We start from the raw sequence: 17,339 nt of genomic DNA, 5'->3' as shown, positions 1-17,339 counted from the left end.
AGCACAAAGACTCCTCCTCAGGGTGCGACTTTGCAATCCACGCACTCACCTTTGCTGCGGTCATACCCTTTGATGGCTTCAATGCCTTTTACCCCGGTCATGATGGTGCCATCAAGCACGGCTTCATTTAAATCCGCCCCGGTGATATCGGCTCCGGTAAGATCAGCCTTGCTGAAATCCGCCCGGAACAAATTGGTATTGCGCAGATTGGCATTGCGGAAATTACCGAAACGTACATTGTTACGATTGATATCGGCACCTTCAAAATTAGTATTCGAGAAATTTCCGCCGACCGCATCAAATCGCATCGCCCCCATCGGCTGATTACCGATATCCAGTCCGAAGCGGCCTTTTACGATATTGGCTTCGCTCATATCGACATTGCCTAGCGTGCCGATGACCCGCGCATTGCTCAGGTTTGCACCTTTGAAGTTGGTTTTATCGAAGATCGCCTGGAATATGATCGCATCTTTAAGATTGGCATGGCTTAAATCGGCATTCTCCAGACGGGCAAGATTCAGATAGGCGCGCTCCAGATTAGCGCCACTTAAATTTGCACCGCGTAAGTATGCGCCAAAGAAACTGGTATTCACCATATTGCAGTGACGCAGGTCCATGCCATCGAACTCCAGGTAACCGGCATCCTTATTGGATAAGTCGCAGGCCTGGCTCCTGATTTGCATCAAAGCGTCGGCCTGGCTGATCTTTTCACGCACTGGTTCTGGGTTTTTAGCATAAAACTCAGCCGCCTGTTTCATCATCTCGTCCGGGTGCCCTAAAAACGCCTGCCTGGATTCCTCACTTGCAAAACAATAAGTCTTACCCGCAAGCACCGTATTAATTTCACATTTGGTTTTAATTAACATGCCACCCGCAAGTCCGGCTGCGCAGTGATCGTCAAACTCACCGGCATAGGCCGATTGCAAAAGCAGAAACATTACCGCGGCCAATGCCGCCTGAACACGCTTCATCTCAAGCTCCTTGGTTTATGAAGATTTCCTGAATAACCTGATAAGTGAGACAACACCTTATGCCAAAAGGTCAATCAGGCAGCGGTACCGGGCTCAAACCAATTCAATTTGTCGCGCAGATGCACAACTTCACCGATAATCGTCAGACATGGCGCCTTGATGTCGGCTTCTGCCACCTTCTGCGCCAGGTCATGCAATGTTGCGGTCACCACGCGCTGCCTTTGCGTTGTGCCTTGCTGCACCACAGCCGCCGGCATATCGGGCGACACCCCATGCTCGATCAGTTTTTCACAGATTTGCGCCAGGCCAACCAAGCCCATGTAAATCACCACAGTCTGCCTGGGTCGCGCCATTGACGTCCAGTCCAGATCCAGCGTGCCGTCTTTGAGATGCCCGGTGATGAACAGGCATGCCTGCGAATAATCGCGATGCGTCAACGGAATGCCCGCATAACTGGAAACGCCATTCGCCGCCGTAATCCCGGGCACGACCTGAAACGGCACCCCATGCTGCATCAGGGTTTCGATCTCTTCACCGCCGCGGCCGAAAATGAAAGGATCGCCGCCTTTGAGGCGCAATACGCGCTTGCCCTGCAAAGCCAGCCTGGCGAGCAGTTCATTGATTTCTTCCTGCGGCATGGTGTGCTGATCGCGCGCCTTGCCCACATACACCAGCTCGGCATCGCGGCGCACCAGCTCCATCACTTCCGGGCTCACAAGTTTGTCATAAACACAGACGTCGCACTGCTGCATCAGGCGCAAAGCACGGAAGGTGAGCAAGTCCGGATCGCCTGGCCCGGCACCGACCAGAAACACTTCGCCCTTATTGGCAGACGCATCCTGCCCGTCGAGCAGGCTTTGCAGCAGGTCGCGCGCAGCCTGCTCCTGCCCGGCCAGCACCCGCTCCACCATTGGCCCCTGAAAAACGTCTTCCCAGAAGCGGCGGCGTTCCTGCGTGCTGGCGAACTTCGCTTTCACCTTATCCCTGAACTCACCGGCGATACCGGCGATACGCCCGTAGCCTGCTGGCAGCATAGTCTCGATCCTGGTGCGGATATAGCGCGCCAGCACCGGCGCATTGCCCTCGCTTGATACCGCGATCACAACCGGGCTGCGATCAATGATGGAGCCCATGGTAAAGGTGCATAAATGCGGTGCATCCACCACGTTGACGGGAATATTCAGTGTCTTGGCATCACGTGAAACCGCTTCATTCACAGCTTCGTCGTCAGTAGCGGCTACTACCATGCACGCGCCCTCAAGCTGAGCGGCGGCATAAGAACCGCGCATCAGCTTTATCCGGCCTGCATCGGCCAGTGCCTGCAACTCAGGGCAGACTTGCGGCGCAACCAGCGTAACGGCAGCATTCGCCTTAAGCAGCATGGCAACCTTGCGGGTTGCCACATCCCCGCCCCCGATCACAACGCATAAGCGATTGCTGATATTGAAAAAAATGGGTAATGCCTGCATATTGAGCTGCTTCAAGAAATGTTTGTGGATATTTTACCCTGCACGAAGCAACTTTGCGTGAGGCGATTGTCCAAATGCGCTAAAATTACGTTTTGCACGCTGGTTAAGACTTTGAACACTCCTAAAAAACCCGCCCCTAAAAAGGTTTTCATCAAGACATTTGGCTGCCAGATGAATGAATACGATTCATCGCGCATGGCCGATATGCTGTCATCTTCGGATGGCATGGTGGAAACACTGACCCCGGAAGATGCCGATGTCATCCTGCTCAATACCTGCTCGGTACGTGAAAAAGCGGAAGATAAAGTCTACAGCCACCTCGGCCGTTTCATCCCCCTCAAGGAGAAGAACCCCGACCTGGTCATCGGTGTAGGCGGCTGCGTCGCCTCGCAGGAGGGCGACAACATCATCAAGCGCGCACCGTATGTGGACATTGTATTCGGGCCGCAGACACTGCATCGCCTGCCGGACATGATCAAGAACAGCCAGTCCAGCGGCAAATCACAGGTAGATATCAGCTTTCCAGAGGTTGAAAAGTTCGACCATCTGCCGCCGCCCCGTGTAGAAGGCGCATCAGCATTTTTAAGCATTATGGAAGGCTGCAGCAAATACTGCAGTTTTTGCGTAGTCCCCTATACCCGCGGCGAAGAGGTTTCGCGCCCTTTTGCCGACATCCTGACCGAAGCCGTGCAGCTGGCAGAACAAGGTATCAAGGAAATCACCCTGCTCGGCCAGAACGTCAATGCCTACCGCACCGAATACGAAGGTGTTGAAGCCGACCTGGCCATGCTGATAGAAACCATTGCCGAGATCCCACAGATAGAACGCATCCGCTTCACGACCAGCCACCCTAACGAGATGAATGAGCGCCTGATAGCCTGTTTTGCCTCAGTGCCCAAATTAGCCGCCCAGCTTCACCTGCCGGTGCAGGCCGGCAGTGACCGCGTACTGATGGCCATGAAACGCAACTACACCACGCTGCAATACAAATCCATCATCCGCAAGCTGCGTGCGGCAAACCCCAACCTGACATTCACCTCGGACTTCATTGTCGGCTTTCCCGGTGAAACAGAAGCGGATTTTGAAGCGACCGCCAGACTGATGACCGATGTCGGCTTTGATGCAAGCTTCAGCTTCCTGTATAGCCCGCGTCCGGGCACGCCAGCCTCGTTCCTCAATGACGACACGCCGGAGCAGGTAAAACTTGAGCGCCTGAACAGGTTGCAGGCCATTAACGAGGCACAGGCCAAGGCCATCTCCGAAGCGATGCTGGGTAGCGTGCAGCGCGTGCTGATTGAAGGCCCGTCCTGGAAAGACAACACACTGCTGGCCGGCAAAACCGATAATGGCCGTGTGGTGGATATTGCAGGCGCTGCCAGCCTGATACATCAATTTGTGCAGGTACGCATTACTGATACGAGCAACCCGAGACGTTTAGCGGGTGAAATAATTTAAGGTCATTGCATCATGGAATTCACACTACAACCCGAAGACAACGCCCGCCTTGCCAACCTGTGCGGCACGCTGGATGAAAACATCAAGCAGATCGAAACTGCGCTGGAGGTCAACATCAACCGCCGCGGCGGCACTTTCAGCATCAGCGGCAAGCAGGATAACACGCGCCTGGCGGCACAGCTGATCGAGAACTTCTACATCCGCGCAAAAAAACCGATTGAGCTGGAAGACATTCAATTAGGCCTGGTGGAAATCGACAAGCTCAAGCCTGAAGATGTCACCACCAGCGCCATGCCGGTATTGATGACGCGCCGCGGCGACCTGCATGGCCGCACGCCCAGGCAAGTTGCCTACCTGCAGCAGATTCAGGATCACGACATCACCTTCGGCATCGGCCCTGCCGGTACCGGTAAGACCTATCTGGCCGTTGCCAGCGCAGTAGACGCCATGACGCGTGACCGCGTCAAGCGCATCGTACTGGTGCGCCCGGCGGTTGAAGCCGGCGAGCGTTTAGGTTTTTTACCCGGGGATTTAAACCAGAAAGTAGACCCTTACCTGCGCCCCTTGTATGATGCACTCTATGACCTGGCAGGTTACGACACCGTCAACAAGATGTTCGAACGCGGCGCGATTGAAGTCGCCCCGCTGGCCTATATGCGTGGCCGCACGCTGAACCAGAGCTTCATTATCCTGGACGAAGCGCAGAACACAACGCCTGAACAGATGAAAATGTTCCTGACCCGCATCGGCTTCGGCACCAAGGCCGTGATTACCGGTGACGTAACGCAGGTTGATTTGCAGCGCCACCAGAAGAGCGGCCTGGTAGAAGCGCAGAAGGTATTGAAAGACATCAAGGGCATTGCCATGACACACTTCCTGTCGGGCGATGTCGTGCGTCATCCCCTGGTGCAGAAGATCGTCAATGCGTATGAGAACTATGAGCAGAACCACAAGGATTAACAATAAACTTTTTATTTAGGATAGCAAAATGTCTCCTGAAAGATTCAGATTCAGCAAGGTAATGCAGCGTGTTCTGGGCGTTGTCGAGCAGTCGGTACTGATTATTATCGGGCTTGCGACCGTGTTTGCCGTGTTTCAGGCTGTAGGCCACATCTGGCAGGCGCGCACCATTACCGTCGGCGACATTCTGCTGCTGTTCCTGTACCTGGAAGTCATGACCATGCTCAACCACTACCTGAGCGCAGGCACGCTGCCGGTAAGGTATCCGCTATATATCGGGATTATCGCATTGGCGCGTTTCCTGGTACTGGACATCAAGGAGCTTGACGCCATGACCATGTTCGCCCTGTCAGGCTCTATCCTGCTGATTTCCATATCGATCCTGATCGTGCGCTACGGACACGTGCGCTTTCCTTACACCGATGGCTCAGACCTGCAATCCAGAACCGACCAATAGATATCATGCCTAAACTACAAGCCAGCATCCAGCTTGCAAGCAGCGAAAACAAGCTGCCGTCACCCGCCCAGTTCCGCAAGTGGGCGAAAGCCGCGCTCAGGGTAGACACCGAGGTTACGATCCGAATCGTTGATGAAGCGGAAGGCCGTGAGCTTAACCGCACATATCGCGGCAAAGACTATGCGACCAATGTGCTGACATTCCCCCTGACCGAAGAACCTTACCTGATGGGTGACATTATCATCTGCGCCCCGGTCGTTGCCAAAGAGGCTAAAGAGCAGCATAAAGACCTGCTGGCGCACTATGCGCACCTGACCGTGCACGGCATCCTGCATCTGCATGGCTATGACCATGAAACAGACGCCCAGGCCGAGCTGATGGAAGGCCTGGAGACTGCAATTGTCACAAAATTAGGGTATGCTTCGCCTTATCTCATTACAGAGGGTGCCTAAATGGCTGCCGACTCGGAAAAACCCAGCAACCCTAAACCCAACAACAAGCCAAGCTTGCTGGAACGCTTAAGTCACTTTTTACTGCGCGAACCTGAAGACCGCGAACAACTCGTAGCACTGCTGCATAGCGCCTATGAACATAACCTGATGGATGCAGACTCGCTCGCCATGATTGAAGGCGTACTGCAAGTCAGTGAAATGCAGGTACGCGACATCATGATTCCGCGCTCACAGATGGATGTGATCGACATCACGGATCCTCCGGAAGTATTCATTCCCCATGTCATCGAAACCGCGCACTCGCGCTTTCCGGTGATTGAGGACGATAAAAACGATGTCATCGGCATATTGCTGGCAAAAGACCTGCTGCGCTACTACGCAGGCGAAGAATTTGAAATACGCGACATGCTGCGCCCGGCAGTATTCATCCCGGAAGCCAAACGGCTCAATGTGCTGCTGAAAGAGTTCCGCAGCAACCGCAACCATATTGCGATAGTCGTAGACGAATACGGCGGCGTAGCCGGCATGGTGACGATTGAAGACGTGCTGGAACAGATCGTCGGCGATATCGAGGATGAATACGACTACGACGAAGATGAAGACAACATCATCCAGAATGCCGATGGCCAGTATCGCGTTAAGGCGCTGACTGAAATTGCGGACTTCAACGAGATTCTCGGCACCGCATTCAGCGATGAGGAGTTCTCAACGATAGGCGGGCTGGTAGTCAATCAATTCGGCCACTTGCCCAAACGCAACGATGAAATCACTTTTGATGGCCTGCATGTAAAAGTGTTGCGCGCAGATAGCCGCCGCCTGCACAGCATACTGGTGGAAATCCTGCCCCAGGCGGACGAAGACGACCATCAATAACCGGCCCCCTGGCCAAAGGCTGGCAGACACCAGGCCAGCATAAGTCCTCGCCGGACCCGGGCAGCAGAGTGACGGGAACTTAATAGCCGACGGCATGCTCAATAGAAAGTAATAAATTCATCTATTTAGATCTTTCTATTCACTGGATTGGAGCATGCGATGAAATATCTGGCGTACTTGTTTCTAGGCTTGTTACAGGCTTGTTTCATACAGGCTGCGATTGCAGAAGAAATACCGGGCAACAACACTGAGATTCCAACGCTTGAACATGACTTTGTTAGCGCGATCAACAAGTTCACAAAAGAACAGATCATCGCCCAGTTCGGCGAGCCGGCAAAAGCAGATGATGTCAAAGTCAAAACCACAGGCAAGATCGTAGCCTCGATCTGGCAATACCATTTCATCAACACCGCGGCTGACGGCAGTTACTATGAAACCACCGAACTCGACTTTATCAACGACAAAGTGGTCATGGTGGCATTCATGAACAACGACGGGGCTGAAGGCGCTGAAAACGGGCAGCAGTACCAGGTTCCCAATCAATAGCCTGATCAGCAAACACCCATGTTAAAAACAAAAAAAGGGTCATTTGACCCTTTTTTTGTTCAGCCTTGATATTTATTTCTTCAGCGCATCGCGAATTTCACGCAGCAGCAGCACATCTTCAGCGGTTGGCGCAGGCGGCGGTGCAGGTTCTGCTTTTTTCAGGCGGTTCATCTGCTTCACCAGCATGAAAATGACAAAAGCCAGGATAATGAAATTGATCAGGATCGTAAGAAAATTGCCGTAAGCCAGCATGGGGACGCCAGCCGCCTTCAGCGCGGCATAGGTGCCGGCGTTGCCTTCCGGGATCGGCGCCAGTGCCACGAACATATTGGTGAAATCCACGCTGCCGATGATCTTGCCGACCAATGGCATGATGATGTCCCCCACCAGTGAATCAACAATCTTGCCGAACGCCGCGCCGATGATGACGCCCACCGCCAGGTCCATTACATTGCCGCGCAGGGCGAACGCTTTAAATTCGGATGCAATACTCATAAACACTCCTTTTCATATTTAGTTATCAGCTTATTTTACTTGCAACTTAAATATAGGAGCTATGCGCCGATGATGTCAATCAAATAAACAAATTAAGCATTCCAGATCTGAACATACAGCCTTTTTTGTTATCAACAGCCATATCAAGCTACAATTCAGGCCATGCCGATACTCACTAAAAACCAGCCATATGCCCGATTGGGCAATACCCTTTTACCAGCCGCATTGGGCGCCCTGAGCGTACTCGGGTTTGCCCCGTTCTACGTTTACCCGGCCAGCATCGCTTCGCTCGTCGGTTTGATTTACCTCTGGCGCACGTGCGGGACGGCAAAACAGGCTGCCATCATTGGGTTCATGTATGGCCTGGGCCTGTTCGGCACAGGAATATACTGGATCTATATCAGCCTTCATACCTACGGCGGCATGCCCGGCATCATGGCGGGGTTATCCACATTCCTGCTGGCTGCATTCCTGTCACTGTTTCCCGCTGCGACCGGGGCGCTGAGCAAACATATTTCAGCCAACCGGAAACACGCACTGCTGATTGCGGTGCCGGTATTCTGGGCATTGGCTGACTGGATCAGGAGCTGGATCTTTACCGGATTCCCATGGCTCACGATCGGCTACAGCCAGCTCCCGCATAGCCCGCTGGCAGGCTATGTGCCATTAGTCGGCGTTTATGGCGTTTCGCTGATCACCGTGCTGACTGCCAGCCTGATCAGCACATTCACGGCAAAAAACCTGGCGGCTTCCCGCCGGCGCGGTGCGGCAGGCGCACTGCTGGTCATCATGGTTGCCGGCGGGCTGCTGAAGCTGGTTGAATGGTCGACGCCAAGCAGCGAACCGCTCAGCGTAAGCCTGCTACAGGGCAATATAGACCAGACCATCAAATGGGCGCCGGAAATTGCAGAGCGCACATTGCATCAATACCTGGACATGGCGGAACAAAGCGCATCCAGGCTCATTATCATGCCGGAAACAGCCATGCCGGTTCTATCCAGCAACATGCCGCCGGAGATGATCATGCGTATGAAACAGCACGCGATCAAGAATAGAGGCGATATTCTGGTAGGCATGGTAGAACGCGAAAACGGCGAGTATTTCAACAGTGTTTTAAGTTTCGGCACCGCAGAAACTGCTGTTTACCGCAAATCGCACCTGGTACCGTTTGGAGAATTCATCCCGTTCAAGCTGATGTTTGGCTGGATTTACCGTGACTGGCTGCACATGCCGCTAAGCGACCTGTCGCGCGGCAGTACTCATCAGCAGCCTATGCAGGTCGCCGGCGAGAAAGTGGCCGTCAATATCTGCTACGAAGATGTGTTCGGCGAAGAAATCATTCGCCAGCTACCATCGGCAACGCTGCTCGTGAATGTCAGCAATGACGCATGGTATGGCGACTCCTATGCCGCAGAGCAGCATATGCAGTTCTCGCAGGCACGGGCCCTGGAAACCGGCCGCATGATGCTGCGCGCGACCAACACCGGCGCCACTGCCATCATCGACCATAAAGGCCACATGATTGCCCACGCACCGCACTTCGTGCAGACTACACTTGATGGCACCGTGCAAGGCTACACCGGCACCACGCCTTATGTGCGCTGGGGCAATTGGCCGTTTATAGCATTCAGCCTGCTCACCATTATCCTGCTATGGAGACGCAACAGGCTTACCCGCAGTTCATGTTGATCAGTAAAGCCTATTGCTAGACGGCAAAACCCTATTGTTAGACGACAAAACAAAGTAAAATTGCATTTTTTGCCAACATCTACCAAATAATCATGGCTTTGACATTTCAAGAGATCATTCTCACCCTGCAAAAATACTGGAGCGACAAAGGCTGCGCCTTGCTGCAACCGTATGACATGGAAGTCGGCGCAGGCACCTCGCACACGGCGACATTTTTACGTTCATTAGGCCCTGAACCATGGAAAGCGGCTTATGTACAACCCAGCCGCCGTCCTAAAGATGGCCGCTATGGCGAGAACCCGAACCGTTTACAGCATTACTACCAGTTCCAGGTAGTACTCAAGCCAGCCCCGGCTGATATTCTTGAATTGTATCTGGGCTCACTGGAAGCACTGGGCTTTGACCTGAAAAAGAATGACATCCGCTTTGTAGAAGATGACTGGGAAAACCCGACACTGGGCGCATGGGGCCTGGGCTGGGAAGTCTGGCTAAACGGCATGGAAGTGACGCAATTCACTTACTTCCAGCAGGTTGGCGGCATAGACTGCAAACCGATCACCGGTGAGATCACTTACGGCCTCGAGCGCCTGGCCATGTACCTGCAAGGTGTGGACAATGTTTACAACCTTAAATGGACTGAAGGCCTGAGCTATGGCGATGTGTACCTGCAGAACGAACAGGAGCAGAGCGCCTACAACTTTGAACACTCGGATGCAGACTTTCTGTTTACCGCTTTCAACGCACACGAAAAGCAGGCTAAACACCTGATGGAAAGCCAATTGGCATTACCGGCTTACGAGCAGGTTTTAAAAGCGGCGCACACTTTCAACCTGCTGGATGCACGCGGTGCGATCTCGGTCACCGAGCGCGCCGGCTACATTGGCCGCATCCGTAACCTGGCACGTTCTGTTGCCGCCAGCTACCTGGACAGCCGCGCCCGGCTTGGCTTCCCGATGGCGCCTAAAAACTGGGCAGATGAAGTGCTGGAAAAACTGAATAAAGAAAAGCTGGAAAAAGATAAAAAAGCTGCTTAAATAAAATCGTAGAGTTGCCACTGCTTACAAAATCCCCCCAGCCCCCTTTGGCAAAGGGGGCGCGCAACGCGCGGGGATTTGCTGGAAACCTATTCGACCACTGGACTAGAAAATGTCATATAAAAACTTACTTGTTGAACTATTCGTAGAAGAACTGCCGCCAAAAGCCCTGAAAAAGCTGGGCGAAGCTTTCAGCAGCACGCTGTTTGACACACTAAAAGCCCAAGGCCTGACTGCCGTGGATTCGGCAACAACATCTTTTGCATCACCGCGCCGCCTTGCAGCACATATCACTGCAGTCGCTTCCCAGGCTGCCGATAAGCAGATTTCACAGAAACTGATGCCGGTAAGCGTAGGCCTGGATGCAGACGGCAACGCCACCCCCGCTTTGCTCAAGCGCCTGAACGGCATGGGCCTGAGTGAAAATGCAGTTGCGCAGCTGACAAGGCAGATGGACGGTAAAAACGAAGCTTTATTCATTGCCATCACGCAAACAGGTGCAACATTACAAAATGGTTTGCAAAATGCTGTGGAAGTTGCCATTTCCAACTTACCGATTCCTAAAGTCATGACCTACCAGCTGGCTGACGGCTGGAGCAGCGTGAACTTCGTGCGCCCTGCGCACAGCCTGCTGGCTTTGCATGGCAGCGATGTCGTTGCAATCAGCGCGCTTGGCTTAGTTGCAGGCAATCAGACGCAAGGTCACCGCTTTGAAGCGGCAAGCCCGATTGTTACCATCAAGAACGCTGACAGCTATGCACAGCAGCTTGAAACCGAAGGTGCAGTGATTGCGGGCTTTGCTGAACGCCGCGCTGAAATCGAGCGCCAATTAAACGCAGCAGCAGCCGGGCAGAACCTGAAACCGATTGAAGACGATGCGCTGCTGGATGAAGTCACTGCGCTAGTAGAACGCCCGAATGTGCTGCTGGGCCAGTTTGAAGAAATCTATTTAGAAGTGCCGCAGGAATGCCTGATCCTGACCATGAAAGCGAACCAGAAGTATTTCCCGCTGCTGGACACTCACGGCAAACTGACCAATAAGTTCCTGATCGTTTCCAACATCAATCCGGCAGACCCGTCTGCGGTGATAGGCGGTAACGAACGCGTGGTGCGCCCAAGGCTTGCCGATGCCAAGTTCTTCTTTGACCAGGACCGCAAAAAGTCTCTGGAATCACGCATCACCAGCCTGGACAAAGTGGTTTACCACAACAAACTAGGCTCACAAGGCCAGCGCACCGAGCGTGTGACTGCCATTGCCATTGCCATCGGCAAGCAGCTTGGCGGTGTTGACCTGGCTGCAAAATCAGGTTTGGCTGCCCAGCTGGCAAAAACCGACCTGATTACCGACATGGTAGGTGAGTTCCCTGAACTGCAAGGCATCATGGGGCGCTACTATGCACAGCATGAGGGCTTGGATAACGATGTGGCTTTTGCGATTGAAGATCACTACAAACCACGCTTTGCCGGTGACGACCTGCCGCGCAATGCTGTTGGCATTGCCGTTGCGCTGGCAGACAAACTCGAAACGCTGGTTGGCCTGTTCAGCATCGGTGAGAAACCGACCGGAGACAAGGACCCATTCGCACTCCGCCGCCAGGCATTAGGCATCATCCGCATGCTGATCGAAAACAAACTGCCATTGCCTTTTACAGCGCTTATCAAGAGCGTACTGTCAGCATTTGACCATCAGACTACCGAGAGCACAGCCACCATCGCCGCAATCAAAGACTTCTGCTTTGACCGTTTAAGCGTCAGCCTGCGCGAGAACGGCGCAACCCCACAGGAAGTCGACGCGGTGCTGTCGCTTGAACCGGCGCTGCTGAGCGAGATTCCGCAGCGCCTGACCGCCGTACGTACTTTTGCCGAGCTGGCTGAAGCGCCGGCACTTGCAGCGGCCAATAAACGTGTCAGCAACATACTGAAAAAAGCCGAAGGCGAAGTGCAGGCGCAAGTGAATGCAAGCCTGCTGCAGGAGCCAGCCGAAATCGCACTGAATGCAGCTTTGGGCAAAGTGAAACCGGAAGCTGATACACTGTTTGAAAACGGTGATTACACCGCGTCGCTCAAGGCGCTGGCGGCACTGAAAGCACCGGTCGATGACTTTTTTGACAATGTGATGGTGAATGCCGACAACCCGGCACTCAAAGCTAACCGCCTGGGCTTGCTCGCCACATTGCACCAGGCCATGAACCGCGTAGCGGATCTGTCTAAGCTGGCAAGTTAAAGGAAATGCTGCATGCGTCATTTTAAACATACCGTCAAAGCCACTGGATTCAGTGCCGCGCACGGAATGACGGAGTAGAAAAATGAAACTGGTTATTTTAGACAGGGATGGCGTGATTAACGAAGACAGCGCCAACTTCATCAAGAATCCCAGCGAGTGGATTCCGATTCCCGGTAGCCTAGAAGCCATTGCCCTGCTGAACCAGTCCGGTTACCGGGTTGCAATCGCCACCAACCAGTCTGGCGTCAGCCGCGGCCTGTTTGACATGGCTACACTCAATAGCATCCACGACAAAATGCTGCGCGAACTTGCGACTGTCGGCGGCCGCATAGACGCCGTGTTCTACTGCCCGCATTCGGCCGATGACAACTGCGATTGCCGTAAGCCCAAAACCGGCATGATCAAAGAGATCGCCAAACGCTTTTCTGTAGAGCTGGAGCGCGTATATGCAGTGGGTGATGCCTTGCGTGACCTGCAGGCTTTTTCCAATGCTGGCTGCCAGACGATACTGGTGCGCACCGGCAAAGGCGAACGTACGCTTGCCGAAGGCGGCCTGCCCGAGAACATCATAGTCTGCGCGGATTTAAGCGAGGCTGTGCAAACGATTATTTCCGTAAGCTGATCCAAACCTTTATGTTATTTATACGCTCAAGCCTGTTTTTCCTCGGGCAGGTCATCACGGCCCCGATATTCACGCTGATTGCCTTGATTGCGTTACCGCTCAACCCGGTCACCCGCAACGTGCTGATTTCCGGCTGGGCACGCAGCATGATCTGGTGGCTGCGCATCACCTGCGGCATCCGCCATGAGGTCACCGGGCTTGAAAACCTGCCGCAATCCCCGAGCATTATCTTAAGCAAACACCAGTCAGCATGGGAAACCCTGGCTTTCCAGGCAATATTCCCGACCCAGGTTTATGTGCTGAAACGCGAACTGCTGTGGATTCCCATATTCGGCTGGGGCCTGGCAATGTCTTCACCTATTGCAATCGACCGCAGCGCGGGGCGCGAAGCCTTGAAGAAACTCGTGGAAAACGGGGCAGCAAGGCTTAAAAGCGGCCTGTGGGTCGTCATCTTTCCTGAAGGCACACGCATAGCCCCCGGCGAAAAAGGCAAATACCTGATCGGCGGCGCATGGCTTGCCACGCATACCAAAACCCAGGTAGTGCCGGTAGCGCACAATGCAGGCAGATACTGGGCAAAAAATACTTTCATCAAAAAACCCGGCACCATTCACATCCATATCGGCAAGCCGATTCAGGCTGCGGGCGTAAAGGCCGATGTATTGAATCAGCAGGTAGAGCAATGGATCGAATCTGAAATGGCAGTGCTTGACGCATGAGCCATACGCTGATGCTGCCATCCGGCGCCCAACTGCACTACCGTCTGGAGCGGCGCCAGCGCAGAACCGTGGGTCTGAAGATCACAGCCGATGGCCTGGTCGTGCACGCCCCGGTACGCATCTCACTCACGCTGCTGGAAAGCCTGATTTCCCAAAAAGCGGACTGGATACAGAAAAAACTCAACGCGCGTCATGAAAGCAAAATACCGGCGCTGCAATGGCTGAACGGCGAGCAGTTACTGCTGCTGGGCAATCCCGTCACACTGGCGCTGAGCCATGATGTGCGCTCCAGGGCGGTCAGTCACCAGCCGGGGCAGCTGGCATTGGCAATGCCCAACCATGATGACCAGTCAGCCGTCTCGCGCAAGGTGCTGCAATGGTACAGGAAACAGGCGCTCACGGACTTTGCCAGGCGGCTGGAAATCTTTTCGGCCAGGCTGGGGGTGGCACTGCCTAAATTATTGATTTCCAATGCCCGCACGCGCTGGGGCAGCTGCAATTCAAAGCAGGAAATCCGGCTCAACTGGCGCTTGCTGCAAGCGCCTCCGCACCTGATCAACTATGTGGTCTGCCATGAACTTGCACACCTGAAAGAAATGAACCACTCAGCCAGGTTCTGGGCGGTGGTCGCCAGCATTTACCCTGATTACAAAGCCGCAGAAAAAGAGCTCAAGGCATGGTCGCCAAAACTGCATGTCATGTAAATGAATGCTGCCTGAAATATTTTGCATGCTAGTATATTGCTCACCACAACAATTTTCAGGGGAACAATAAAAATGACATTTCAAGAATCGATTCAAATCTGTTTTCAGAAATATGCGGACTTCAATGGCCGCGCTAAAAGGTCGGAATATTGGTGGTTTGAGCTTTTTCTTTTCCTGGCCAGCCTGGTATTAGGTATCGTGAGCGACATGCTGCCAGGCATATTTGCCCTGGCAACATTACTGCCAGCGCTTGCAGTAGGCGCGCGCCGCCTGCATGACATCAACAAAAGCGGCTGGTTTCAGCTGATATGGATCATCCCCATACTCGGCTGGATATACATGATTTATTTATTGGTACAGGATGGCGATGCAGCGGCCAACCAGTATGGCGAACCACCCGCAAATTAATCATTAAAAACAGAAAAGGGGCCAGCGCCCCTTTTGACTATCGATATATCACCTAAAGCAGCTTCTCAATATCCGCGGCAATGACTGCCGGCTTTTCCCCGTAAGCCACGTACAACCTGATCTTTCCGGTTTTATCATATAGGTAAAGACCGGCACTATGGTCTATGGTGTAGCCGCTCTTGCCGCTGTTTTCTACTTTGGAAGCAAATATCTTGAAATCGGCCGTCGCCTTGGCAATCTCGTCCTGAGTGCCATACAGGCCGATAAAGCGTTTATCAAAACTGGGCACATACTGCGCCAGCACGGCCTGCGTATCGCGCGCCGGATCCAATGTGACGAACAGCACCTGTAACTCGTCGCTGCGCGCGCCCAGCAGTTTCATGGTCTGCTTCATATCCGCCATCGTGGTCGGGCACACATCCGGGCAATGGGTATAGCCGAAGAATACGGCCACGACCTTACCTTTGAAATCTGCCAGCGTACGCAGTTTTCCGGTATGGTCAGTCAGACTGAGTGCCTGTGCAAAATCGGCGCCGCTGACATCGGTCGCCGAAAACCGGTTATGCTCACCGGCTGGTTTACAGGCGGCAAGCGCAAGCATTAACAGCGCCATCAAGAAATATCTGGTTTTCATCATTAAATTTACCATCATGAATGTAATTGCATTGATTCTACCATGCACAATAAATTCAACACCTTGCAATAAAAAATTGTGCGCAATCCGCATAAATTACTGCAAAGTAAACTCGCTGTCGTTTACAATAATGCTTTTGCATTATTTCAAGCATTTTAAGGATATAGCATGGCAAACCCTGCAGTAACATCTGGCGGTATGGCAGACCGCGACGGCGTAATCTGGTATGACGGAAAAATGGTGAACTGGCGCGATGCCACCACCCACGTTTTAACACACACCCTGCACTACGGCATGGGCGTGTTTGAAGGCGTCCGCGCATACAAAACCGACAAGGGCACCGCTATTTTCCGCTTGAAAGACCATACGGACAGGCTGTTCCGCTCCGCGCACATCCTCGGTATGAAAATGCCTTACAGCAAAGAAGAGATTTCAGAGGCGCAATTGGCCGCAGTACGTGACAACAACCTTGAGTCAGCCTACCTGCGCCCAATGGCGTTCTACGGCGCTGAAGCAATGGGTATTTCTGCCAAAACACTCTCTACCCACGTGATCGTGGCCGCATGGAAATGGGGCGCATATATGGGACAGGAAGCGCTGGATCACGGTATCCGCGTTAAAACCTCATCATTCTCGCGTCACCATGTGAACGTGACCATGTGTAAAGCCAAGGCTAACGGCAACTACATGAACAGCATCCTGGCGCACCAGGAAGCGGCACAAGATGGCTACGAGGAAGCGCTATTACTGGATGTAGACGGCTTTGTGGCTGAAGGTTCAGGCGAAAACGTATTTATCGTACGCAACGGCAAGCTATACACCCCTGATCTGACCGCCGCGCTGGAAGGCATCACACGCGACACGATCGTGCAGCTGGCGAAAGAAAGCGGCCTTGAGATCATCGAAAAACGCATCACCCGCGATGAAGTATATAGTGCCGATGAAGCATTCTTCACCGGTACCGCCGCAGAGGTGACACCGATCCGTGAACTTGACCGCCGCAGCATCGGCGAAGGCACAGCCGGCCCGATCACCAAACAGTTACAGAAACTGTACTTTGATGTAGTACACGGCAGGTCAGCCAAACATGCAGATTGGCTGACTCTGGTTTAATTTTAAACCATGTCACCAACAGTATTTCGTGAAGGTGGTTTTCGTTTCTTTTTCTTTTCGCGAGAAGAATCTCGAATCCACATTCACGTAACGCATGCAAATGGTGAAGCTAAATTCTGGCTAAAACCAGCAATTGAACTTGCAATCAACCAAGGGCTAACTAGCAAGCAAATCAGCGAAGCGTTACTATTAGTTCAACATCATAGTGAGGAGATACTCAATGCTTGGTATGAACATTTCGAAAACTGACTCTTTAACAGGTGGCGCAAATCAGATTGAAGTTTCCCTTGTATCCAAACTTGGGTTCTGGATTCTAATTGAAGATGAGGAACTGTTCTTAACCTACGCTGATTTCCCTTGGTTTAAAACAGCAACCATTGAACAAATTACGCTTGTTGAACGCCCAAGTGAAAATCATCTCTACTGGCCAGGCCTGGATATTGATTTATCATTAGCGTCAATTCGCAACCCTGGTTTATTCCCGCTGATTTCAAAAATTAAAAAGCACTAAATT

General features: G+C 52.9%; 20 protein-coding genes. 16 read left to right on the top strand and 4 right to left on the bottom strand.

Annotated elements, in window-relative coordinates; all coding sequences use genetic code 11:
- Window positions 1–17: 17 nt before the first annotated feature.
- Entirely contained in the window at window positions 18–971 is a 954-nt protein-coding gene (locus tag GQ51_RS10925; RefSeq protein ID WP_052177814.1) for a pentapeptide repeat-containing protein, read from the bottom strand.
- Between the two features lie 74 nt (window positions 972–1,045).
- On the bottom strand, window positions 1,046–2,440 hold the full coding sequence (gene cysG / locus GQ51_RS10920; protein ID WP_047552887.1) for a siroheme synthase CysG: 1,395 nt from the start codon (window positions 2,438–2,440) through the stop codon (window positions 1,046–1,048).
- 111 nt (window positions 2,441–2,551) lie between these two features.
- On the opposite strand from cysG, the gene miaB reads away from it, so the two are divergent.
- From miaB to GQ51_RS10890, 6 genes are all read left to right on the top strand, one after another.
- Window positions 2,552–3,895: a tRNA (N6-isopentenyl adenosine(37)-C2)-methylthiotransferase MiaB gene (miaB, locus tag GQ51_RS10915; protein WP_047552884.1), complete on the top strand. Its 1,344-nt coding sequence runs from the start codon at window positions 2,552–2,554 to the stop codon at window positions 3,893–3,895.
- Window positions 3,896–3,907: 12 nt separating this feature from the next.
- A complete protein-coding gene (locus tag GQ51_RS10910) occupies window positions 3,908–4,855 on the top strand; it encodes a PhoH family protein (protein WP_047552882.1) in 948 nt (315 codons plus the stop codon).
- Window positions 4,856–4,883: 28 nt separating this feature from the next.
- On the top strand, window positions 4,884–5,312 hold the full coding sequence (locus tag GQ51_RS10905) for a phosphate-starvation-inducible protein PsiE (RefSeq protein ID WP_047552879.1): 429 nt from the start codon (window positions 4,884–4,886) through the stop codon (window positions 5,310–5,312).
- Window positions 5,313–5,317: 5 nt separating this feature from the next.
- Complete coding sequence (ybeY, locus tag GQ51_RS10900; RefSeq protein WP_047552877.1) at window positions 5,318–5,764, top strand: rRNA maturation RNase YbeY; 447 nt, start codon at window positions 5,318–5,320, stop codon at window positions 5,762–5,764.
- A complete protein-coding gene (locus GQ51_RS10895; RefSeq protein WP_047552873.1) occupies window positions 5,765–6,637 on the top strand; it encodes an HlyC/CorC family transporter in 873 nt (290 codons plus the stop codon).
- A 159-nt stretch (window positions 6,638–6,796) separates the two neighbouring features.
- Window positions 6,797–7,183, top strand: a complete 387-nt coding sequence (locus GQ51_RS10890) for a hypothetical protein (RefSeq protein WP_047552870.1) — start codon at window positions 6,797–6,799, stop codon at window positions 7,181–7,183.
- Between the two features lie 72 nt (window positions 7,184–7,255).
- Here the strand turns inward: GQ51_RS10890 and mscL are convergent, their stop codons facing one another.
- Complete coding sequence (mscL, locus tag GQ51_RS10885; RefSeq protein WP_047552868.1) at window positions 7,256–7,678, bottom strand: large conductance mechanosensitive channel protein MscL; 423 nt, start codon at window positions 7,676–7,678, stop codon at window positions 7,256–7,258.
- A 162-nt stretch (window positions 7,679–7,840) separates the two neighbouring features.
- Between mscL and lnt the strand changes: the two genes are divergently transcribed.
- From lnt to GQ51_RS10850, 7 genes are all read left to right on the top strand, one after another.
- Window positions 7,841–9,367, top strand: coding sequence for an apolipoprotein N-acyltransferase (lnt, locus tag GQ51_RS10880; RefSeq protein ID WP_047552865.1), 1,527 nt, complete (start codon window positions 7,841–7,843; stop codon window positions 9,365–9,367).
- Window positions 9,368–9,459: 92 nt separating this feature from the next.
- Window positions 9,460–10,401, top strand: a complete 942-nt coding sequence (gene glyQ / locus GQ51_RS10875; protein WP_047552862.1) for a glycine--tRNA ligase subunit alpha — start codon at window positions 9,460–9,462, stop codon at window positions 10,399–10,401.
- Between the two features lie 112 nt (window positions 10,402–10,513).
- Window positions 10,514–12,625, top strand: coding sequence for a glycine--tRNA ligase subunit beta (gene glyS, locus GQ51_RS10870; RefSeq protein ID WP_047552859.1), 2,112 nt, complete (start codon window positions 10,514–10,516; stop codon window positions 12,623–12,625).
- 82 nt (window positions 12,626–12,707) lie between these two features.
- Entirely contained in the window at window positions 12,708–13,247 is a 540-nt protein-coding gene (gmhB, locus tag GQ51_RS10865) for a D-glycero-beta-D-manno-heptose 1,7-bisphosphate 7-phosphatase (protein WP_047552856.1), read from the top strand.
- Window positions 13,248–13,258: 11 nt separating this feature from the next.
- Window positions 13,259–13,966 carry a lysophospholipid acyltransferase family protein gene (locus GQ51_RS10860; RefSeq protein WP_047552852.1) on the top strand — a complete coding sequence of 236 codons (708 nt, stop codon included), beginning with the start codon at window positions 13,259–13,261 and terminating at the stop codon, window positions 13,964–13,966.
- Window positions 13,963–14,670, top strand: a complete 708-nt coding sequence (locus GQ51_RS10855; RefSeq protein ID WP_047552848.1) for a M48 family metallopeptidase — start codon at window positions 13,963–13,965, stop codon at window positions 14,668–14,670. The genes GQ51_RS10860 and GQ51_RS10855 overlap by 4 nt, the downstream gene beginning before the upstream one ends.
- Before the next feature lie 72 nt (window positions 14,671–14,742).
- Window positions 14,743–15,078 carry a DUF805 domain-containing protein gene (locus GQ51_RS10850; RefSeq protein ID WP_047552845.1) on the top strand — a complete coding sequence of 112 codons (336 nt, stop codon included), beginning with the start codon at window positions 14,743–14,745 and terminating at the stop codon, window positions 15,076–15,078.
- Between the two features lie 52 nt (window positions 15,079–15,130).
- On the opposite strand, the gene GQ51_RS10845 is transcribed toward GQ51_RS10850, so the two are convergent.
- Complete coding sequence (locus GQ51_RS10845) at window positions 15,131–15,712, bottom strand: SCO family protein (RefSeq protein ID WP_088178160.1); 582 nt, start codon at window positions 15,710–15,712, stop codon at window positions 15,131–15,133.
- Window positions 15,713–15,880: 168 nt separating this feature from the next.
- Between GQ51_RS10845 and GQ51_RS10840 the strand changes: the two genes are divergently transcribed.
- From GQ51_RS10840 to GQ51_RS10835, 3 genes are read left to right on the top strand one after another with little or no spacing between them, the layout of a single operon-like run.
- A complete protein-coding gene (locus GQ51_RS10840) occupies window positions 15,881–16,825 on the top strand; it encodes a branched-chain amino acid transaminase (protein WP_200884420.1) in 945 nt (314 codons plus the stop codon).
- Window positions 16,826–16,834: 9 nt separating this feature from the next.
- The gene (locus GQ51_RS12365; RefSeq protein ID WP_081987143.1) at window positions 16,835–17,074 is read left to right on the top strand and encodes a DUF4160 domain-containing protein; all 240 of its coding nucleotides are present in this window, start codon (window positions 16,835–16,837) and stop codon (window positions 17,072–17,074) included.
- Window positions 17,046–17,336, top strand: coding sequence for a DUF2442 domain-containing protein (locus tag GQ51_RS10835; RefSeq protein ID WP_235276211.1), 291 nt, complete (start codon window positions 17,046–17,048; stop codon window positions 17,334–17,336). Before GQ51_RS12365 ends, GQ51_RS10835 begins: the two co-directional genes overlap by 29 nt.
- The last annotated feature ends 3 nt before the right edge of the window (window positions 17,337–17,339 follow it).

It is taken from the genome of Methylotenera sp. G11 (assembly GCF_000799735.1).
Lineage (GTDB): Bacteria > Pseudomonadota > Gammaproteobacteria > Burkholderiales > Methylophilaceae > Methylotenera.
The sequence above is the reverse complement of the archived record's forward strand: the minus strand, read 5'-3'. Positions and strand labels throughout refer to the sequence as shown.